This is a genomic window from Candidatus Protofrankia datiscae (assembly GCF_000177615.2).
GTDB lineage: Bacteria > Actinomycetota > Actinomycetes > Frankiales > Frankiaceae > Protofrankia > Protofrankia coriariae.
In genome coordinates, this window is the sequence record NC_015656.1 from 1798118 (window position 1) to 1815917 (window position 17800).

Here is a 17800-nt window from a genome sequence, read left to right on the forward strand (position 1 = left end):
GCGGCCGTGCCCGTCGGTCGTCCATTGATCGTCCGTCGATCGGTCGGCGGCCGGTGACCATGTGCTGGCCGGCGTGTGTGCCGTAGGCTCGCGGACATGTCCGGACAGTCGCTGTTCCCTCGCCTGGAGCCGTTGCTGCCGCGGGTCCGCAAACCCGTGCGTTACCTTGGCGGCGAAGGAAATTCCCAGGTCAAGCCCTGGGAGGACGCGCTGGTTCGCTGGTGCCTGATGTATCCCGACGCCTACGAGGTCGGCCTTCCCAACCAGGGTGTCCAGATCCTCTACGAGATCCTCAACGAGCAGCCGGACGTCCTGGCCGAACGCACCTACTCGGTCTGGTCGGACCTGGAGGAACTGCTGCGCGAGCACGGCATCCCCCAGTTCACCGTGGACGGCCACCGCGCGGTCGGTGACTTCGACCTGCTGGGGGTGAGCTTCGCCGCAGAGCTCGGCTACACCAACCTGCTGACCGCCCTGGACCTCGCGGGCATCCCGCTGCACGCAGCCGACCGGGACGAGCGGCATCCGATCGTCATCGCGGGCGGGCACGCGGCGTTCAACCCCGAGCCGATCGCGGCGTTCGTCGACGCGGTCGTCCTCGGTGACGGGGAGCAGGCGGTCCTGGAGATCACGGACGTAGTCCGTGCCTTCAGGACCGCCGGCCAGCCCGCTGTACGCCCCGGCGGGCGGACGGAACTGCTCATGCGGCTGGCCCGGCGCGGGCTGGTCTACGTGCCGTCCTTCTACGACGTGGACTACCGACCGGACGGCCGGATCCGCGCGGTCACCCCGAACCGTCCCGGGGTGCCGGACCGGCCGGCCAAGCACACCGTGAGCAACCTGGACGCCTGGCCGTATCCGAAGGCGCCGCTGGTCCCGCTGGCGGAGACCGTCCACGAACGGATGAGTGTGGAGATATTCCGCGGCTGTACGCGGGGCTGCCGCTTCTGCCAGGCCGGGATGATCACTCGTCCGGTCCGGGAGCGCAGCATCGACACCGTCGGCGAGATGGTCGCCCAGGGCCTGGCCGCCTCCGGGTTCACCGAGGTCGGGCTGCTGTCGCTGTCCAGCGCCGACCACAGCGAGATCGGCGAGATCGCCAAGGGCCTGGCCGACCGGTACGAGGGCACCCACACCTCGCTCAGCCTGCCCTCGACCCGGGTGGACGCGTTCAACGTCACGCTGGCCAACGAGTTCTCCCGCAACGGCCGTCGCAGCGGGCTGACCTTCGCTCCGGAAGGCGGCTCCGAACGGCTACGCAGGATCATCAACAAGATGGTCAGCGAGGAGGACCTGATCCGCACGGTCAGCACCGCCTACGCCCAGGGCTGGCGGCAGGTGAAGCTGTACTTCATGTGCGGCCTGCCCACCGAGACCGACGAGGACGTGCTGGCGATCGCCGGCCTCGCCCGCGAGGTGATCAGGGCCGGGCGGCGGGCCAGCGGACACCGCGACATCCGCTGCACGGTGTCGATCGGCGGCTTCGTGCCCAAGGCGCACACGCCGTTCCAGTGGGCGGCCCAGGCCTCCCACGAGGTCACCGACGCCCGGCTGCGGTTGCTGCGCGACGCCATCCGCGGCGACCGGGAGGTGGGACGATCGATCGGTTTCCGTTACCACGACGGCCGTCCGGGCATGATCGAGGGCCTGCTCGCTCGCGGTGACCGCCGGGTTGGCGCGGTGATCGAACGGGTATGGCGCGACGGTGGCCGGTTCGACGGATGGAGCGAGCACTTCTCCTTCGAGCGTTGGGAGAAGGCCTGCGCCGCGGAGCTGGAACCGTTGGGGATCTCCCTCGACTGGTTCACCACCCGTGAGCGCGACGAGCGCGAGGTACTGCCCTGGGACCACCTGGACGCCGGCCTCGACCGTGACTGGCTGTGGTCGGACTGGCAGGAAGCGCTGCGCGGGGCCGAGCTGGACGACTGCCGCTGGACGCCCTGCTACGACTGCGGGGTCTGCCCGACCATGGGTACGCAGACCCAGATCGGCCCGACCGGCCGGACCCTCCTGCCGCTCGTGTCGACCGGCCCGGCCCGGCCCGGCGGTCCCGGCAGCCCCAGCGGCTCGGGCAACCTCGGCAGGCCGGCCGATGCCGCGGCGTCCTGAGGGCCCGCCCCCGCCACCGGTCGTCGCGCGGGTGCGGGTGCGGTTCGCCAAGCGGGGACGGCTGCGTTTTCTGTCCCACCGGGACGTCGCACGGACCTTCGAGCGTGCCCTGCGGCGCGCGGACGTCCCGATGGCGTACTCGGCGGGCTTCAGCCCGCATCCGCGCATCTCCTGGCTGGGCGCCGCCCCCACGGGCGCCGCCAGCGAGGCCGAGTACGTCGAGCTCGCCCTGGCCGAGCATCGCCAGCCCCGGGCGCTGGGGGAGGCGCTGGACGCGGCCCTGCCGGCCGGACTGGACGTGGTGGCCTGCGCGCTGGCGACCGCGACGCCACTGGCGGAGCTGGTGGACGCGTCGCGCTGGCGGGTTCGGCTGCCGGGTGTCGCGCCCGCCGCGTTGGCCGCCGCCGTCGACGCACTGCTCGCCCGTGACCTGGTCGAGGTGGAGCGGGTCATCAAGGACGGACATCGGCGCTTCGATGTCCGTCAGGCAGTGGTCTTGATGGTTTGCCGTGCGGAGAACGACACGTGTGCGATACTGGATACGGTTGTGCGGCACACGACGCCCGCCGTACGACCCGACGACATGCTGACCGCCCTCTGTGTGGTCGCCGGCCTTCGGCCGCCAGTACCACCCGAACCGCTGCGGCTCGGGCAAGGTCGGCTGCTGGCGGATGGCACCGTGGCGGATCCGCTCATGCCGGACCGCGACGACGCGGAACGGCTGGTCGGTCGAATCGATGCGTGATGCAGGGTGTCGCAGGATTCGCTGGTGGTACGCCGCCGGACCGAGACAGTGGTTCCTGAGCGGTCGCGACTGTGACAGCAGCGCGCCCGGGGACCCCGAGAGGCTTCATAACCCGTGCCCGAAGACATTTTGACAGGCTCCGATGAGACACCTACCACTCGTCCAGCACCGAGACGGCGGCGCGCTGCCGGACGATCAGCCGGACCCCCGCCCAAGGTCCTGACCGGAGACGGGGCCGAAACCGCCGTCGACATCAGCGCGGAGGTCCCGACCGAGTCACCTGCCACGACCGAGTCATCCGGTACGCCGTCGTCACCGGACGAGCCGGTAGCCGTCAGCGACGTGGCCAGCGAGCCGGCCACCGCGAGAACCGATCCGCCGGAACCGGCAGCCGTGCCGTCGACGACAGCGTCAGCGACACCGGCCACGTCGACGACGGCGCCGTCAACACCACCGGCGGAGCCGGCTGAGCCATCGCCGGCAGAGTTGTCGCCGTTGTCGACAACAGAGCCGTCGGCAACGCGAGTGACGGCTGTCCAGCCCACCGGTTCCGACCGGTCGTGGCCGGCCGCGCCCGAATCTGATCTCTCCCGTTCTGATCTTAGCGGTTCCGTGGCCGCGCGGACCGACGGACCGCGGACGCCGGTGACCGGCGACATCGCCCCGGCCGCGCAGCCACGGCCACGCCTCGGCCGAGCGGTCACGACGGTGACCTTCCAGGCGCCCGAGCCCGCCGCGATCGAGCTGGTGCAGCGCCGCCGCCGCGAGTCCTCGCCGACCAGCGCCGACACCTTCTCGTTCGGCTCCGCGTTCGGTGCCGACAGGGTGAACGGGGACGCCGCGAACGGCTCCGATGGGGCGTCCACCGCCACGGCCGGCCCGTCCACCGGTACCGGTGGAGACCGGCGGTACGCGCAGCCCGAACCGCGGCCGGCCGTCGGTACCGGTTCGGGCGTCGACGACGATCCCGAGCACGAACCTGAGCTGGAGCTCGCCGGATACACCGATGCCGACGCGCCGACGGAGACGGATCCGGCGGCCGACGACAGCGGCGACAGCGCTTCGACGCGCCGGCGCCGGCGCGGCCGGCGCGGCCGCGGCCGGGCTCGCGCCGACGAGGAGACCGACAACATCGACGAGCTGGACACCGCAGCCTTCAGCGGGGCGCGTGGCCGTTCTGACGAAAGCGGCCTGGACAGCACGGCCGATTCCGGCCGCTCCGGGGCTGACGACCCACGATCGGCGGCGGACCGGGAACCGGCGGAGTCCGACGAGTCCGAGCAGTCCCGGTCCGGGCAGACCGGCCCGGCCGGCGCAGCCCTCGAGGAGGAGGAAGGGCTGCCGGGCAGCTCGCGCCGACGGCGCCGTCGGCGCCGACGGGACGGTGCCGCGCTCGTCGACGACGGTGCGCCTGACGACCCGCCGGTGACGGTCGTACACGTGCGCGAGGGACGGACCCGCGACGACGAGGTCCGTGGCGCGAACGAGGTCCGCGGGGTCAGCGGCTCGACCCGGCTGGAGGCCAAGCGGCAGCGCCGGCGGGAGGGCCGGGACAGCGGTCGGCGCCGTCCGCCGATCGTCACCGAGGCCGAGTTCCTCGCCCGCCGGGAAGCGGTCGAACGGCGCATGATCGTCCGTAACGCCGGCGACCGCACCCAGATCGCGGTACTTGAGGACGGGGTGCTTGTCGAGCACTTCGTCACCCGGGCCAGTTCCTGGTCGTACGCGGGCAACGTCTACCTCGGCCGGGTCCAGAACGTGCTCGCCAGCATGGAGGCGGCGTTCGTCGACATCGGCAAGGGGCGCAACGCCGTCCTGTACGCCGGTGAGGTCAACTACGACGCCAGCGGGCTCGACGGCCGGCCCCGCAAGATCGAACAAGTGCTGAAGTCCGGCCAGTCGATCGTCGTCCAGGTCAGCAAGGACCCGATCGGTCACAAGGGGGCGCGGCTGACCAGCCAGGTCAGTCTCCCCGGCCGCTACCTGGTCTACGTGCCGGACGGGCAGAACGCCGGGATCAGCCGTAAGCTTCCGGACACCGAGCGTGCCCGCCTGAAGGCGATCCTGAAGAAGATCACTCCAGAGGACGGGGGAGTGATCGTCCGGACCGCGGCCGAGGGCGCCAGCGAGCAGGAGCTTGCCCGGGACGTCGCTCGCCTGTCGGCCCAGTGGGAGGACATCTGCCGCAAGGCGACGAAGGCCACCGCCCCGGCGCTGCTCTACGGTGAGCCCGACCTTGTGATCAGGGTGATCCGGGACATCTTCAACGAGGACTTCGCCGAGTTGGTCGTGCAGGGAGCGGGAGAAGCCACGATGATCGAGGACTACGTCGACATGGTGGCGCCGGACCTGCGTGACCGGGTCCGCCGGCAGGCCGGCCCGGTCGACGTCTTCGACGAGTACCGGGTCGACGAGCAACTTGCCAAGGCACTGGAGCGCAAGGTCTGGCTGCCCTCGGGCGGCTCCCTGGTGATCGACCGTACCGAGGCCATGACGGTCATCGACGTCAACACCGGCAAGTTCACCGGCAAGGGCGGCAACCTCGAGGAGACGGTCACCAAGAACAACCTCGAGGCCGCCGAGGAGATCGTCCGTCAGCTCCGGCTGAGAGACATCGGCGGGATCATCGTCATCGACTTCATCGACATGGTGCTGGAGAGCAACCGCGAACTCGTCCTGCGGCGCCTGACGGAGTGCCTCGGCCGGGACCGCACCCGTCACCAGGTCGCGGAGGTGACCAGCCTCGGGCTGGTGCAGATGACCCGCAAACGAGTCGGTCAGGGACTGCTGGAGGCGTACAGCGAGCCGTGTACGCACTGCGGCGGGCGTGGGGTGATCCTGCACCTGGACGGCGCGTCCGCGCCCGCGCGGGGCGTGCCGGCCGACCCGCCGGTGTCGGCGCCGGCACCGACCGGCAGCACGACATCGGATGCCGTGGCGGCAGGTGCGGCAACAGGCACCGCGGCGGCAGATCCGGTGGTGGCAGACGCGGTGGCAACGGCCGGCGCGGCATCGGGCGCCGCCACCCCGGATGCCCAGGCGCCCGGGGCCGCCCCGGCCGACGCCGTGCCAGCCGCTCCCGACACCGCGGCCCCTGGCGGCGCAGCTCCCGGCACCAGGGCCGCTCGTGGCAGGGCCGCTCGTGACAGGGCCGTGCGTGACGATGCCGCTCGTGACGATGCCGCTCGTGACGATGCCGTGCGTGACACGGCCGGCCACGACGGCGCGGCCAACGGCTCGGGCCCGTCATCGAACGGATCCCGTTCATCAGGAGCGCGCGCCGGCCGCCGGCGTGCCTCGCGGGCTGTCGCGCCACCCCAGGAGAGCACGTCGGGTGACCTGGAGACGGTCGGGGGCGCGGCACGCGAGAGCTGACCGGCCGCCCATCGCCGGGATCCTGGCTGCGGGCCAGGATCCCGGCGATGGGCGGCCCGCCGTCGGCGGGGAGCCCGCTGCCGCCTGCTTCCAGCGCCGGTCTCGGCGCCGGTCCTGGTGCCGGTTTCAGTGCCGGGCGGCGGACACGTCCGCCACCGTCCGGTACGACCGCACCGGCTCCCGCCGGACGAAGTCACCCCGTTGGCGTTCGCGTAGCAGCGCGTCCAAGGCGGCCCGGGACCGCTGGAGCGCGCCGTCGACGGCGTCGCTGGCGCGGTGGTTGTCCCCCATCTGCAGGGCGTAGGCGGCGACCACCAGAGCCTGGACGACGTCGTCCTGGGCGCAGAGGGCGTCCCCGTCAGGGTCACCGTCGGTCTTCTCGGCCTTCCCAGTCCCGGTCCTTGCGGCGAAGCCACCGGTCGTGGCCAGCCCGCGGGCCTGTACCGCAAGCCAGCACGCGGCGCCCGCCGTACCCAGCGCACACAGGGCGCGGAACGCGGCGGGAAGACCGACCAGGTCGTTGACGGCCATCCCGGCCACGGTCGTGATGACGACAGTGGACGCCGCGATCGTCGCCGACCGTCGCGGCGGGTCCGTGGCGTGGGCCGCGGTCAGCAGCGGCCAGCCGGCGGTCAGGACGGCAGTGACCGTCACGGCACCAGCGCCCCAGATCACGACCTGCCACCCCACCCACCCCACCGTGACCCACCCCACCGTGCACCCCCGTCTGGCTGGAGCTGTCGTGTCGGCTGCCGGTCGGCCCGGGCAGCCCTCTCCAGCGTCGATGGTTGCGTGCTGGTGAGCGGGACGCCATGGCTCATCCGTGCCATGGCCGGATGCGCCTGCTGGGTGGGTGTGGGCGCCTTGCGCCACGGGCCTGTCGTGCGGGCCGGTATGTGCCGCCGCGGGGGCTGGCCGGCATGGTGGTAACGTCGTGGCGGTTCACGTCGGCCGTCGGCGTCGGTGTGGTTGGTCAGATAACTGATCAACGGCTGGCCGGCGGTGTTCTGGCCAGCGGCGTGTTCTGGCCAGCGGCGGTGTGGTTGGCCAGCGGTGTTAAGGTAGTGCAATCGGGGCTAGGCGCGGGGTGTTCTGCCGCGCCAGTCAGAGCCTCTGAGGGTGGCGGTGTCCGATCAGCGGTCGGGCCGCCCCGTCCTCGGGTGCTCCAATGCCCGTCCGACTTCAGCAAGGAGAACCGGTGTACGCGGTCGTGGCCAGCGGCGGCAAGCAGCACAAGGTCGCCGTCGGCGATGTCGTCGACGTCGAGCTCGTTCCGGGCGAGCCGGGTGCGGCCGTCAGTCTGCCCGCGCTTCTGCTTGTCGACGGCGACGTGGTGACCCACGACAGGGACGCGCTCGCGTCCGTCGAGGTGACCGCCGAGGTCGTCGAGATCGTCAAGGGTCCCAAGATCAGGATCCACAAGTTCAAGAACAAGACCGGCTACCACAAGCGGCAGGGTCATCGCCAGAAGCTGACCCGGCTGCGGGTGACCGGTATCGAGCCCGGGAAGGCCTGAAGCGACATGGCGCACAAGAAGGGCGCGAGCTCGTCGCGCAACGGCCGCGACTCGAACGCCCAGCGTCTCGGTGTGAAGCGTTTCGGCGGCCAGTACGTCAACGCCGGCGAGATCATCGTCCGGCAGCGCGGCACACACTTCCACCCCGGCGCGCAGGTCGGCCGCGGTGGCGACGACACACTGTTCGCGCTGGCCGCCGGGCATGTCCAGTTCGGTACCCGGCGGGGACGCCGGGTCATCAACGTCATACCCGTCGAGGAGCTTCTGTCCGCCTGATCAGGCGGGTGTTGCCGGTCGGCCGCGGTTGAGGAAGGCAGCGGTGCGGTGCCCACCTTCGTTGACCGCGTCATCCTTCACGTCACCGCCGGTGATGGCGGGCATGGCTGCGCGTCGGTCCACCGGGAGAAGTTCAAGCCGCTCGGTGGGCCGGACGGCGGCAACGGCGGCCGGGGCGGTGATGTCATCGTCCGGGTCGACCCGGACGTGACCACCCTGCTGGACTTCCACTTCCACCCGCACCAGCGGGCCTCTGGTGGACGGCCCGGCCAGGGCTCCAACCGGCACGGCGCCGACGGCGCCGACCTTGTCCTGCCCGTACCGGACGGCACCGTCGTCCTGCGGCCGGACGGCGAGCAGATCGCCGATCTTGTCGGCGCTGGTAGTTCGGTGGTCGTCGCCCGCGGCGGGCGGGGTGGGCGTGGCAACGCAGCGCTTGCCTCCACTCGGCGCAAAGCCCCCGGGTTCGCGGAACTCGGGGAGCCGGGGGAGCAGCTGGACGCCGTCCTCGAGCTCAAGACCGTCGCGGACGTGGCGCTGGTCGGTTTCCCCAGCGCTGGCAAGTCCTCGCTGGTGTCGGTGCTCAGCGCCGCCCGGCCGAAGATCGCTGACTACCCGTTCACGACGCTGGTACCCAACCTCGGCGTGGTACAAGCCGGCGACAACGCCCCGTACACGGTGGCCGACGTCCCGGGCCTCATACCCGGCGCGAGCACCGGGCGTGGGCTCGGCCTGGAGTTCCTGCGCCATATCGAACGCTGCTCGCTCATCGTCCACGTGCTGGACTGCGCCACCCTCGAACCCGGTCGCGACCCCCTGACCGATCTCGACGTGATCGAGGCCGAGCTCGCGGCCTACTCGACGGACCTGTCCGACCGGCCACGGGCCGTCGTCCTCAACAAGATCGATGTCCCGGATGCCCGTGAGCTGGCGGAGCTGGTCACCTCCGAGATCACCGCCCGTGGGCTGGACGTCTTCGCCGTGAGCAGCGCGACCCGCGAAGGCGTGCGGGCGCTCTCGCTCGCGCTGGCCGAACGGGTCGCCGAGCATCGGGCCGCGCGGCCGCCGCAGGCGTTCCAGCGGGTGATCATTCGGCCCCGCGCGGTCGACGAACCCGACTTCGCCGTGCGTGCGCAGGACGACGGGTTCGTCGTGACCGGTGCCAAGCCGCTGCGCTGGGTCCGGCAGACCGACTTCAGCAACGACGAGGCGATCGGTTTTCTCGCCGACCGCCTCGCCCGGCTGGGGGTGGAGGCCGAACTTGCCCGGCTGGGCGCGGAGTCCGGCGTGGCGGTCACCATCGGTGATGTCACTTTCGACTGGGAACCGCAGCTGAGCCGCCGCGCCGGCCGGATCATCGATGATCATGAAGGTGGGGCGGCCGGGCCGGAGTCGACCCTCGGCCCGCGGGGCAGCGACGACCGACTGCTCACCTCCACCCGGCTGACCCGTGCGCAGCGGCTCGCCCGCCGGGCCCGTGACCGCGAGGCCCTCGCCGGCCGGAACGCCGACCTGCACGGCCCGGACACCCCTGATGACATCGACAGCCGTGACAGCTCTGGCCTCCTCGGCGGCCCCGACGGACCCGGAGGCCTGGCGGACGAGGCCAGAGCGTGACCGTCCGTGATTTCGTGCTGCGGGCCGACCGGGTCGTGGTGAAGGTCGGCTCGTCGTCGCTGACCACCGCGGCCGGCGGTATCGACGGCGACCGCGTCGACGCCCTGGTCCGGGCGCTCCTGCCGCGGGCCGGCCGGCTGGTACTGGTCTCCTCGGGAGCCATCGCCGCCGGGCTCGCGCCGCTGGGCCTGACCCGCCGCCCCCGGGACCTGGCAACCCTGCAGGCTGCGGCCAGCGTCGGGCAGAGCATGCTGGTGCACCGGTACGCGACCGCGTTCGGACGCGCCGGCCACCAGGTCGGCCAGGTGCTGCTCACCGCCACCGATGTGGTGCGTCGCACCCACTACCGCAACGCCCGGACCACCCTCGACCGGCTGCTGGAACTCGGCGTGGTCCCCGTTGTCAACGAGAACGACGCGGTGGCCACCCAGGAGATCCGGGTCGGGGACAACGACCGCCTTGCCGCGATCGTCGCGCATCTGGTGTCCGCGGACCTGCTGGTCCTGCTCTCGGACGTGGACGGCGTCTACGACGCCAACCCCCGGCGCGGCTCGGCCACCATGATCCGCGAGGTCCGGAACGACGCCGACCTCGAGGGGGTCGGCACCCGGGGCGCCGGCAGCGCCGGCGTGGGCGTCGGCGGCATGGCAACCAAGATCGATGCTGCCCGGATGGCGGCCTCGGGCGGGGTCACGACGCTCATCACCTCGGCGGCGAACGCCGCCGCCGCCCTTGCCGGCGCCGAGGTGGGGACGGTCTTTCACCCGAGCGGCCCGCGGCGGGCGTCCCGGCTGCTGTGGCTGGAGCACGCGACCACCCCGCAGGGCAGGCTGTTCCTCGACGACGGGGCGGTGAACGCGATCGTGGACCGGCGGGTGTCGCTGCTGCCGGCCGGGGTCACCAAGGTCGACGGCGACTTCGCCGCAGGTGACCCGGTGGACCTGGTCGACCCGTCCGGGCAGCCGGTCGCTCGCGGGCTGGTTGCCTACGACGCCGCGGAGCTGCCCGGGATGCTGGGCCGCTCGACGTTCGATCTGGCCGCGGAACTCGGCTCCTCCTACGAACGGGAGATCGTCCACCGCGACGACATCGTGCTCCTCCAACGGAAGCCGTAGGCAGAAACCGTCGTCATTACGACGTTTTCCACCTACGGCTGCCGCCGCCGTAGGTGGAAAACGTCGTGACAACAGCGGTTTTCACCTACAGCTTCCGTACCAACAGCCAGTCAGCTCAGACGGTGGTGCGTACGTGGCTGCCGTTGGCCTGTTTGATGACGGTGATCTGGGTGGGGATACGTTGGCGCAGGTCCGCGACATGGCTGACGATGCCGACCAGCCGGCCACCGGAGCGCAGGCTGTCCAGGACGTTCATGACCTCCTCCAGGCTGTCCGGGTCGAGGCTGCCGAACCCCTCGTCGATGAACAGCGCGTCCATCGCCTGGCCGCCGGACTCGGCGGTGACCACGTCGGCGAGGCCCAGCGCCAGGGACAGGGCGGCCTGGAAGGTCTCCCCGCCGGACAGCGTGGCGGTGTCGCGCCGCCGACCCGTCCAGGCGTCCTCGACCAGCAGGCCGAGGCCGGCCCGCCGGCGCCGGTCCCGCCGCTCACCGCTGTCGTGGACGAGGGTGAACCGGCCGCCGCTCATCGCCGACAGGCGTCCGCTCGCCGCGGTCGCGACCTCCTCGAGACGGGCGGCGAGGACGAAGCTCGACAGCGGCATGCCGTGGCGGTTGCCGCCACGGCCCGTGGCCAGTTCGGCGAGGCCGCGCAGTTCCTCCGCGGCCTCGCGCAGCGGCGGTACCGCGGCGAACGCGGCGGCGAACGCGGGCACCAGGTCGGACAGCCGCCGGGCCCGGTCGTCGGCGCGCGCCGCTTCGGTGAGCGCCGCTTCGTGCCGCTGCCGGGCCGCGAGCGCGTCCGCCTCCCGCTCGGCCACCGGCGCCGGCCTGTCCGGATCAACGGCCAGCTGGGGGCTGGCCAGATGGGACCGCACACCGACAAGGTCGTCGCGGTGGGCGGTCAGGCGTGCCTCGGTGTCGACGATCCAGCCTTCCTCCCGGCAGGCTGCCTGGGCCGCGGCCACGTCCGGGAAGCCGGCGGCGTGGGCGTCGTGGCTCGCGCCGGCCGCGGCGCGGCGGTACTCCTCCTCGGCCAGGGCCGTGGTTGAGGCGGCCGCGTGGCAGTCAGAGTAGGCGTCGGCGAACTGGGCGACCTCGCGCTGGCGGGCGGCCAGCCGCCCGACGTCCCGTAGCTCCGGTGGCAGGCTGGCCCGCTGCCGCTCGGCCCGGGCCCGGCACTCCTGCGCCCGGGTGCGGGCGAGCTGTTCACCGGCGGCGTGGCCGGCCAGGTCGGCCGCGGCCCGGGTCTCCTCCTGACGCACCCGCTCAAGCGCCCGCTCGGCGGCCGGGAGGTCGTCGGCCTGCGCGGCGAGCGTCTCGGCCCGGTCCGCCAGGCCGACCGCGGCCTGCTCGAACGCGTCGACGGGGAGCACGGTGGGCAGTTCGGGGCCTGCGGGCAGCCCTTCCAGCCGTGTGACACCGTCCGCGGCACCGTGGCCGGCGACCTTGTGATCGGCATGATGATCAGCCTGGTGATCGGTGTGCTCGACCTGGCGGTCGCTCCCGCGATCGGTGGGACCGTGCTGGGCGGGACCGTGCTGGGCGGCGCTGTGGCCGGTGGCTCTGGGGTCGGCGGTCCTGCGGTCGGCGTGCCCGGCGGCCGCGCGGCCGGTGTTCTCGCGACCGGTGGTTTCGTGATCGACAGCGTTGCCACGATCATTCCTGTGATCGGTTTTCCCGTCGTTCCCGCCGGGGACGGGGTCGGGCACGCCCAGGACGGTTACCGTCGCGAACGCCCTGACCGGGCGGGGAGGCCCGCTACCGACATCCTCGGAGGGCAACGGGCCGCGCGGTGCGACGGACTCGACGCGCGTACCGCCGGCCGGACCCACCGCCGTGACGTCCACCACCGGCGTGTCCGCTGTTGTCGCACCTGCCGTTGTCGCGTTCGCGGACACCGTGTTGTTCGCCGGGTTCGCAGGCGCCGGGTTCGCCGGCGCCGGAGCTGTTGGCGGGGTGTTCGCCGTGGTCGATACGCCCACCGTGCCCACCGTGCCCACCGTGCCCGCTGTGCCGATCGCGCCAGTCCTGTCACCGGCCGGGCCGAGGTCGGCCGCGGGTGCGGTCTGCCCCGGGGCGGCCGGGCCGGCGGGCCCGGGGACGGCGGTGGCGGGCTCCACCTGGTTGGCCAGCGCGCGCGTCAGCGTGCGGATCCGTTCGTCGAGCCGGTCGGCGTCGCGGCGGGCGTCGGTGGCCTGCGTCGCGAGCCGGTTGGCGATGGCTTCGGCCGCGAGCTCGTCGTCCTTGCTGATGTGGTCCGCGCGGGCCTCGGCCGGGTCGGGATGCGTGAGGGAACCGCAGACCGGGCAGGGCGAACCGTCGACCAGGGCGGCGCTGAGCTCCGCGGTGATCGCGTCGAAGCGCTGCTGACGGATGTCACCGGCCTGCTCGCGGGCCAGCCGTGCGGACTGCTCCGCGTCGTGCGCATGGGTGAGGGCCTGCCCCCGTCGGCGTACGGCGGCGGCCAGCTCGGCGGCCGTCCGTGCCTGCTCGCGTGCGCCTGGCAGGGCGGTTGCGGCGGCCCTGGCACGGCTGTGCCTGGCCTCGAGGGTACGGCGCTGTTCGGGCAGCTCGGCGCGCAGGTATCCGGTGAGGGTGGCGACGGCGGCCGCGTGCGTGTCGGCGTCGATGTCGGCCGCCGTGGCGGCGGCGTCGTCCGCGTCGGCGGCGGTCAGGATGTTCGCGAACTGCTCGAGGCGTCCCATGTCGGTGTGGGCGACCCGGGCCAGCCGGGCCAGCTCGTCGACGTCGACGTCGTGCCGGGCGCCGAGCAGTTCCAGACGGTGGCGGCCGGCGTCCTCGGCCAGCCGTGCCCGGGTCAGGTCGTCCGCCCGCTCCCGTACCTGGTCCAGGGCACGGCGGACGGTGGCGGCACGGCGGGCGGCGGCCAGCTCGGCGGCCATGACCTCGATCGCCGAGAGCTGCGCTTCGAGTGTCGCCAGCCTGGCGTCGAGCTCACGCCGCTGCTGTTGGCGTTCGGCGAGCCCGCGGGTGAGGTCGAGCGACTCCTCGGCCTGTCGGCGGGCCTCGGCGGCTGCTCCGGCATGCTGCGTGGCCGTGCGGGCGGCGGCGTCCGCGGCAGCGGCAAGGCCGGCGACCCAGTCGGCGTCGGTCTCGAGATCGTTCGGTTCGGTGGCCGCGGCGGCCTCGGCGGCCCGGGTCGCCACCCGGGCGAGGTCGCCGCGGGCGGCGGCCAGCCGCTCGCCCGCGATCTTGGCCTGGTCGGCGAGCCACTGTTCGGCGTGCTCGAACCGGCTGACGGCGAACAGCCGCTTGAGCAGCCGTTCCCGCGCATCGTGGTCGGCCTGCAGGAAGTCGGCGAAGCGCCCCTGCGGTAGCATGATCACCTGGAAGAACTGCTCGGCGGTCATCCCGAGCAGCCGGCCGATCTCGAGCCCGACATCCTCGTTGCGCTGGGCGACGGACTCCCAGCCGGTGTCGGTCCGGTGCCTGAGCAGGGCGGTCGGGTTCACTCGGGAGCTGCCCCCGCCGCCGCGCCTGGGCCTGTCCCAGGCGGCCGTCCGGGTGATCTGGTAACGCTGCCCGGACACGCTGAACTCCAGTTGCACACGCGGCTGAGCGTCCGCGCCGGCATGGTGGGAGCGCAGGTCCTTCGCGCGGGCCCGCAGCCCCGGAACGACTCCGTAGAGGGCGAAGCCGAGCGCGTCGAGCAGTGTGGTCTTCCCGCCGCCGGTCTCGCCGCACAGTAGGACTAGGCTACCGGCTCCGAGCCGGTCGAAATCCAGTTCGATCTTGTCGGGGAAGGCTCCGAAGGCGGCGAGTTCCAGCCGGTGCGGGCGCATCAGGCCGCGTCCTCGGCCCGGCGGGCGTCGTCCAACGCCGCCTGTAGCAGGGCCCGTTCGCGCTCGCTCGGCTCGGACCGCACATGTGTGACGAACGCCTCGGCCACCGCGAGATCGGAACGCCCGTGGACGCGCCGGCCGTAGGTGAGCTCGTCGCCGGTGGCGTCGAGGGCGGGCTCGTGGCTGAGGGTGAGCGCGAAGGGGAAGCGGCGCTGCAGGGTCGCCATCGCGTCCAGCGGGCGGACCGGGTCGGTGAGCACCACCGAGACGAAGTCGGCGGTGTGCCGTTCGTGGTCGACGGCCGTCATCAGCTCCGCCAGCCGGCCGCGCAACCGGGCGAGGCCGCGGTACACGGGGACCGGGATCTCCTCCAGCCCGCACAGGCCGTCCGCGTCGATTTCCACCAGCAGCGACGACTTGACGTCGCCCGCCTCGGAGAACGAGTAGGGCAGGGGCGAGCCGCTGTAGCGCAGGCCCTCGTCCAGCGCCTGCGGCCGGTGCAGGTGCCCGAGCGCGGTGTAGGTGACCCCGTCGAAGAGCTTCGCCGGGACGGCCGCGAGCCCGCCGACGCTGATGTCGCGTTCGCTTTCGCTGGCCTGGCCGCCGCTGACCCAGGCGTGGGCGCAGACGATGCTGCGGCCGCCGCGCCGGGCCCGGTCGGCGTGCACGGCCCGCATGGCCCGGCCCAGCGTCGCGGCGTGCGACAGCGCTCTACCAGCACCGATCGGGGCCCTTTCATTGCTTTTCGTGTTCACAATATCGCTGACCGTCGTCGATTTATTGCTATTCGTATCTTCTCTGCTGCTATCTGTCGTCGTAACCGTGTCGCCAGGGTGGGCCGCGTCGTCGGGGCCCGGGATGGGAACCGCCGGCAGGGCGTCGGCCACCGCCGCCGGTTCCAGGTAGGGGAGCGCGTAGACGTGGACGGGTCCGTGCGCGTCCTCGATGGTGACGGGGGTGGCGATGGCGGACACGTCCGTCCTGATGCGCACCCGGGGGTCGAGCAGCCCGGCCTTGTCGCCGAGGCGGGCGCCGGCGTCGTGGTTGCCGCTGATCACCACTACGTGCGCGCCGGCGTCCCGCACCCGGGACAGCGCCTCGTCGAACAGCCGCATCGCCGCGACCGGTGGGATGGCCCGGTCGTGGACGTCCCCGCTGACCACGACGAGGTCGACGCGTTCGGCCCGGACGACCTCGACAAGATGGTCGACGAAGGCGGCCTGCGCCGCCAACAGGTCAAATCGGTGCAGAGTACGCCCGAAGTGCCAGTCGGATGTATGCAGCACGAGCATGTCTGCACGGTAGGACGCGCCGCCGATGCTTCCGCACGCGGGTACGGTTTGTGTGCGTGCCCGTGGTGCCACGGAACCCGTGCCGCCACGGAAATCGTGACCGGGCCGCCGGCGGCCCGTGGGGGAATCCTCGTGGCTGCCCTGACACGCCGGTAACCTCGTAGTGCCACGGAAATGTGGGCCGTCCGGACGCCCCGGGCCGGCTTCCGGGCTCCCGGGCTGGCGTCGCCGAGCCGGTGGGAGCCCTGGATCCGGTGGGGACCCCGGGTGCGGGAACATCGTCGTGCCGCCCCGGCCCTGCGCGGTCTGAGGAACGCGGGCCCCGGCGGCAGGAGCATGATCGTGCCGCCGTCGGTCCGCCGCCCTGCACACGCGGTCCTCCGGTGGCCCGGGAACATGATCGTGTCGTTTCCGGCCGCTGGGCGTGGCGTGTCGGACGAGCGTCAGGTCGGGAGGAACTGGTCATGAACAGCCTTGCGGAGGATGTCCGCGAGACCGCGGTCCGGGCGCGTGACGCCGCGGCCGTGCTCGCACCGTTGTCCCGCGCGGACAAGGACCGCGCGCTGCACGCGATGGCGGACGCGCTGCTCGCCGGCGCCGGGCCGATCCTGGCGGCCAACGGCGCGGACGTGGCCGCCGCGCGGGCCGCGGGCACCGGCGAGGCCATGATCGACCGACTCACCCTCACACCTGACCGGCTCGCCGCGATCGCGGACGGCCTGCGCCAGGTCGCGCTGCTCGAGGATCCGGTGGGCACGGTGGTGCGTGGCCGGGTGCTCCCCAACGGGATCGAGCTGCGTCAGGTCCGGGTGCCGCTCGGCGTGGTCGGGATCATCTACGAGGCCCGCCCGAACGTGACGGTCGACGCCGCGGGCCTGTGCCTCAAGAGCGGCAACGCCGTGCTGCTGCGCGGCAGCGCCTCGGCCCTGCGCACCAACGCGGCGCTGGTCGCGGCGCTGCGGGACGCCGCGGCCGGGGCCGGGCTGCCCGCGGACGCGATCGCGCTCGTGCCCGGCGCCGACCACGAGTCGGTCAAGCAGCTCATGCGCCTGCGCGGTCTCGTCGACGTGCTGATCCCGCGCGGCGGCGCCGGGCTGATCCGGACCGTGGTGGAGGAGTCCACCGTGCCGGTGATCGAGACCGGGGTCGGTAACTGCCACGTCTACGTCGACGTCGACGCGGACCTCGACCAGGCGCTGGCGATCGTCCTCAACGCGAAGACCCAGCGGGTGTCGGTGTGCAACACGGCGGAGACGCTGCTGGTGCATGCCGGTGTCGCGGACGTCTTCCTGCCGCGGGTGCTCGCGGCGCTGCGGCAGGCGGGGGTGACGATCCATGGCGACGACGCGGTCCGTTCCCAGGACCCGTCGGCGCTGTCCGCGACGGAGGAGGACTGGGCCGCCGAGTACCTGTCGCTGGACCTGGCGGTGCGGGTGGTGGACTCCCTCGACGACGCCGTCGCGCACATCCGCCGGTGGGGCAGCGGGCACACGGAGGCGATCGTGACCCGTTCGCTGGCCGCCTCCCGCCGGTTCATCGCGACCTGCGACAGCGCGGCGGTCATGGTCAACGCTTCGACCCGCTTCACCGACGGTGAAAGGTTCGGTTTCGGCGCCGAGATCGGAATTTCCACCCAGAAGCTGCACGCCCGTGGGCCGATGGGCCTGACCGAGCTGACCTCCACCACCTGGGTGGGCGTCGGCGACGGCCATCTGGTGGTTTAGAGCGGGGCGCCAGCGGCGCGATCATGCTTTTGTGGAGCCGGTGGTCCGTGTCCTTGGACGCCGGGCGGCCGGGGCTGCCCGCGGGTGGGCATCAGGTCGGTGACCTGGCCGAACAGGGGGACGCCGACGGCCGGGTCGTGCTGCCAGGTACGCTTCTGGCTCGGTAGGGGGGATAGCTCTGGACATTCCGTTACTTGTCTCCTGGTCCGAACCGTGATCAGACAAG

The 17800-nt window shown here is 72.6% G+C and carries 11 protein-coding genes; 8 read left to right on the forward strand and 3 right to left on the reverse strand.

Annotated elements, in window-relative coordinates; all coding sequences use genetic code 11:
* The first annotated feature begins 96 nt into the window (after positions 1-96).
* From FSYMDG_RS07475 to FSYMDG_RS07485, 3 genes are all read left to right on the forward strand, one after another.
* Positions 97-2109, forward strand: a complete 2013-nt coding sequence (locus tag FSYMDG_RS07475; protein ID WP_013872953.1) for a TIGR03960 family B12-binding radical SAM protein — start codon at positions 97-99, stop codon at positions 2107-2109.
* Positions 2093-2854: a TIGR03936 family radical SAM-associated protein gene (locus FSYMDG_RS07480; protein ID WP_013872954.1), complete on the forward strand. Its 762-nt coding sequence runs from the start codon at positions 2093-2095 to the stop codon at positions 2852-2854. The genes FSYMDG_RS07475 and FSYMDG_RS07480 overlap by 17 nt, the downstream gene beginning before the upstream one ends.
* Positions 2855-3499: 645 nt before the next feature.
* The gene (locus tag FSYMDG_RS07485) at positions 3500-6229 is read left to right on the forward strand and encodes an Rne/Rng family ribonuclease (protein ID WP_013872955.1); all 2730 of its coding nucleotides are present in this window, start codon (positions 3500-3502) and stop codon (positions 6227-6229) included.
* A gap of 126 nt (positions 6230-6355) precedes the next feature.
* Here FSYMDG_RS07485 and FSYMDG_RS07490 read toward each other — a convergent pair whose 3' ends face one another.
* Positions 6356-6919: an MFS transporter gene (locus tag FSYMDG_RS07490; protein ID WP_131792620.1), complete on the reverse strand. Its 564-nt coding sequence runs from the start codon at positions 6917-6919 to the stop codon at positions 6356-6358.
* A 508-nt stretch (positions 6920-7427) separates the two neighbouring features.
* On the opposite strand from FSYMDG_RS07490, the gene rplU reads away from it, so the two are divergent.
* From rplU to proB, 4 genes are read left to right on the forward strand one after another with little or no spacing between them, the layout of a single operon-like run.
* Positions 7428-7745 (forward strand): 50S ribosomal protein L21, encoded by a 318-nt coding sequence (gene rplU / locus FSYMDG_RS07495; protein ID WP_013872957.1) that lies wholly within the window; start codon positions 7428-7430, stop codon positions 7743-7745.
* Positions 7746-7751: 6 nt separating this feature from the next.
* Complete coding sequence (gene rpmA / locus FSYMDG_RS07500; protein WP_013872958.1) at positions 7752-8021, forward strand: 50S ribosomal protein L27; 270 nt, start codon at positions 7752-7754, stop codon at positions 8019-8021.
* Between the two features lie 48 nt (positions 8022-8069).
* Positions 8070-9638 (forward strand): GTPase ObgE, encoded by a 1569-nt coding sequence (gene obgE, locus FSYMDG_RS07505; RefSeq protein ID WP_013872959.1) that lies wholly within the window; start codon positions 8070-8072, stop codon positions 9636-9638.
* Positions 9635-10753, forward strand: a complete 1119-nt coding sequence (gene proB, locus FSYMDG_RS07510) for a glutamate 5-kinase (RefSeq protein ID WP_013872960.1) — start codon at positions 9635-9637, stop codon at positions 10751-10753. Before obgE ends, proB begins: the two co-directional genes overlap by 4 nt.
* Before the next feature lie 115 nt (positions 10754-10868).
* Here proB and FSYMDG_RS22890 read toward each other — a convergent pair whose 3' ends face one another.
* A complete protein-coding gene (locus tag FSYMDG_RS22890; protein WP_013872961.1) occupies positions 10869-14558 on the reverse strand; it encodes an AAA family ATPase in 3690 nt (1229 codons plus the stop codon).
* Positions 14558-15850, reverse strand: a complete 1293-nt coding sequence (locus FSYMDG_RS07520; RefSeq protein ID WP_013872962.1) for an exonuclease SbcCD subunit D — start codon at positions 15848-15850, stop codon at positions 14558-14560. Before FSYMDG_RS07520 ends, FSYMDG_RS22890 begins: the two co-directional genes overlap by 1 nt.
* 464 nt (positions 15851-16314) lie before the next feature.
* Here FSYMDG_RS07520 and FSYMDG_RS07525 point away from each other — a divergent pair, with 464 nt between their 5' ends.
* On the forward strand, positions 16315-17574 hold the full coding sequence (locus tag FSYMDG_RS07525) for a glutamate-5-semialdehyde dehydrogenase (RefSeq protein ID WP_013872963.1): 1260 nt from the start codon (positions 16315-16317) through the stop codon (positions 17572-17574).
* Positions 17575-17800: the final 226 nt, after the last annotated feature.

What these genes read in the sequence shown, in the direction of transcription:
- rpmA (WP_013872958.1), top strand. Translation starts at nt 7,752, where the DNA reads ATGGCGCACAAGAAGGGCGCGAGCTCGTCGCGCAACGGCCGCGACTCG.
- FSYMDG_RS22890 (WP_013872961.1), bottom strand. Translation starts at nt 14,558, where the DNA reads ATGCGCCCGCACCGGCTGGAACTCGCCGCCTTCGGAGCCTTCCCCGAC.
- FSYMDG_RS07525 (WP_013872963.1), top strand. Translation starts at nt 16,315, where the DNA reads ATGAACAGCCTTGCGGAGGATGTCCGCGAGACCGCGGTCCGGGCGCGT.
- FSYMDG_RS07475 (WP_013872953.1), top strand. Translation starts at nt 97, where the DNA reads ATGTCCGGACAGTCGCTGTTCCCTCGCCTGGAGCCGTTGCTGCCGCGG.
- FSYMDG_RS07480 (WP_013872954.1), top strand. Translation starts at nt 2,093, where the DNA reads ATGCCGCGGCGTCCTGAGGGCCCGCCCCCGCCACCGGTCGTCGCGCGG.
- FSYMDG_RS07520 (WP_013872962.1), bottom strand. Translation starts at nt 15,850, where the DNA reads ATGCTCGTGCTGCATACATCCGACTGGCACTTCGGGCGTACTCTGCAC.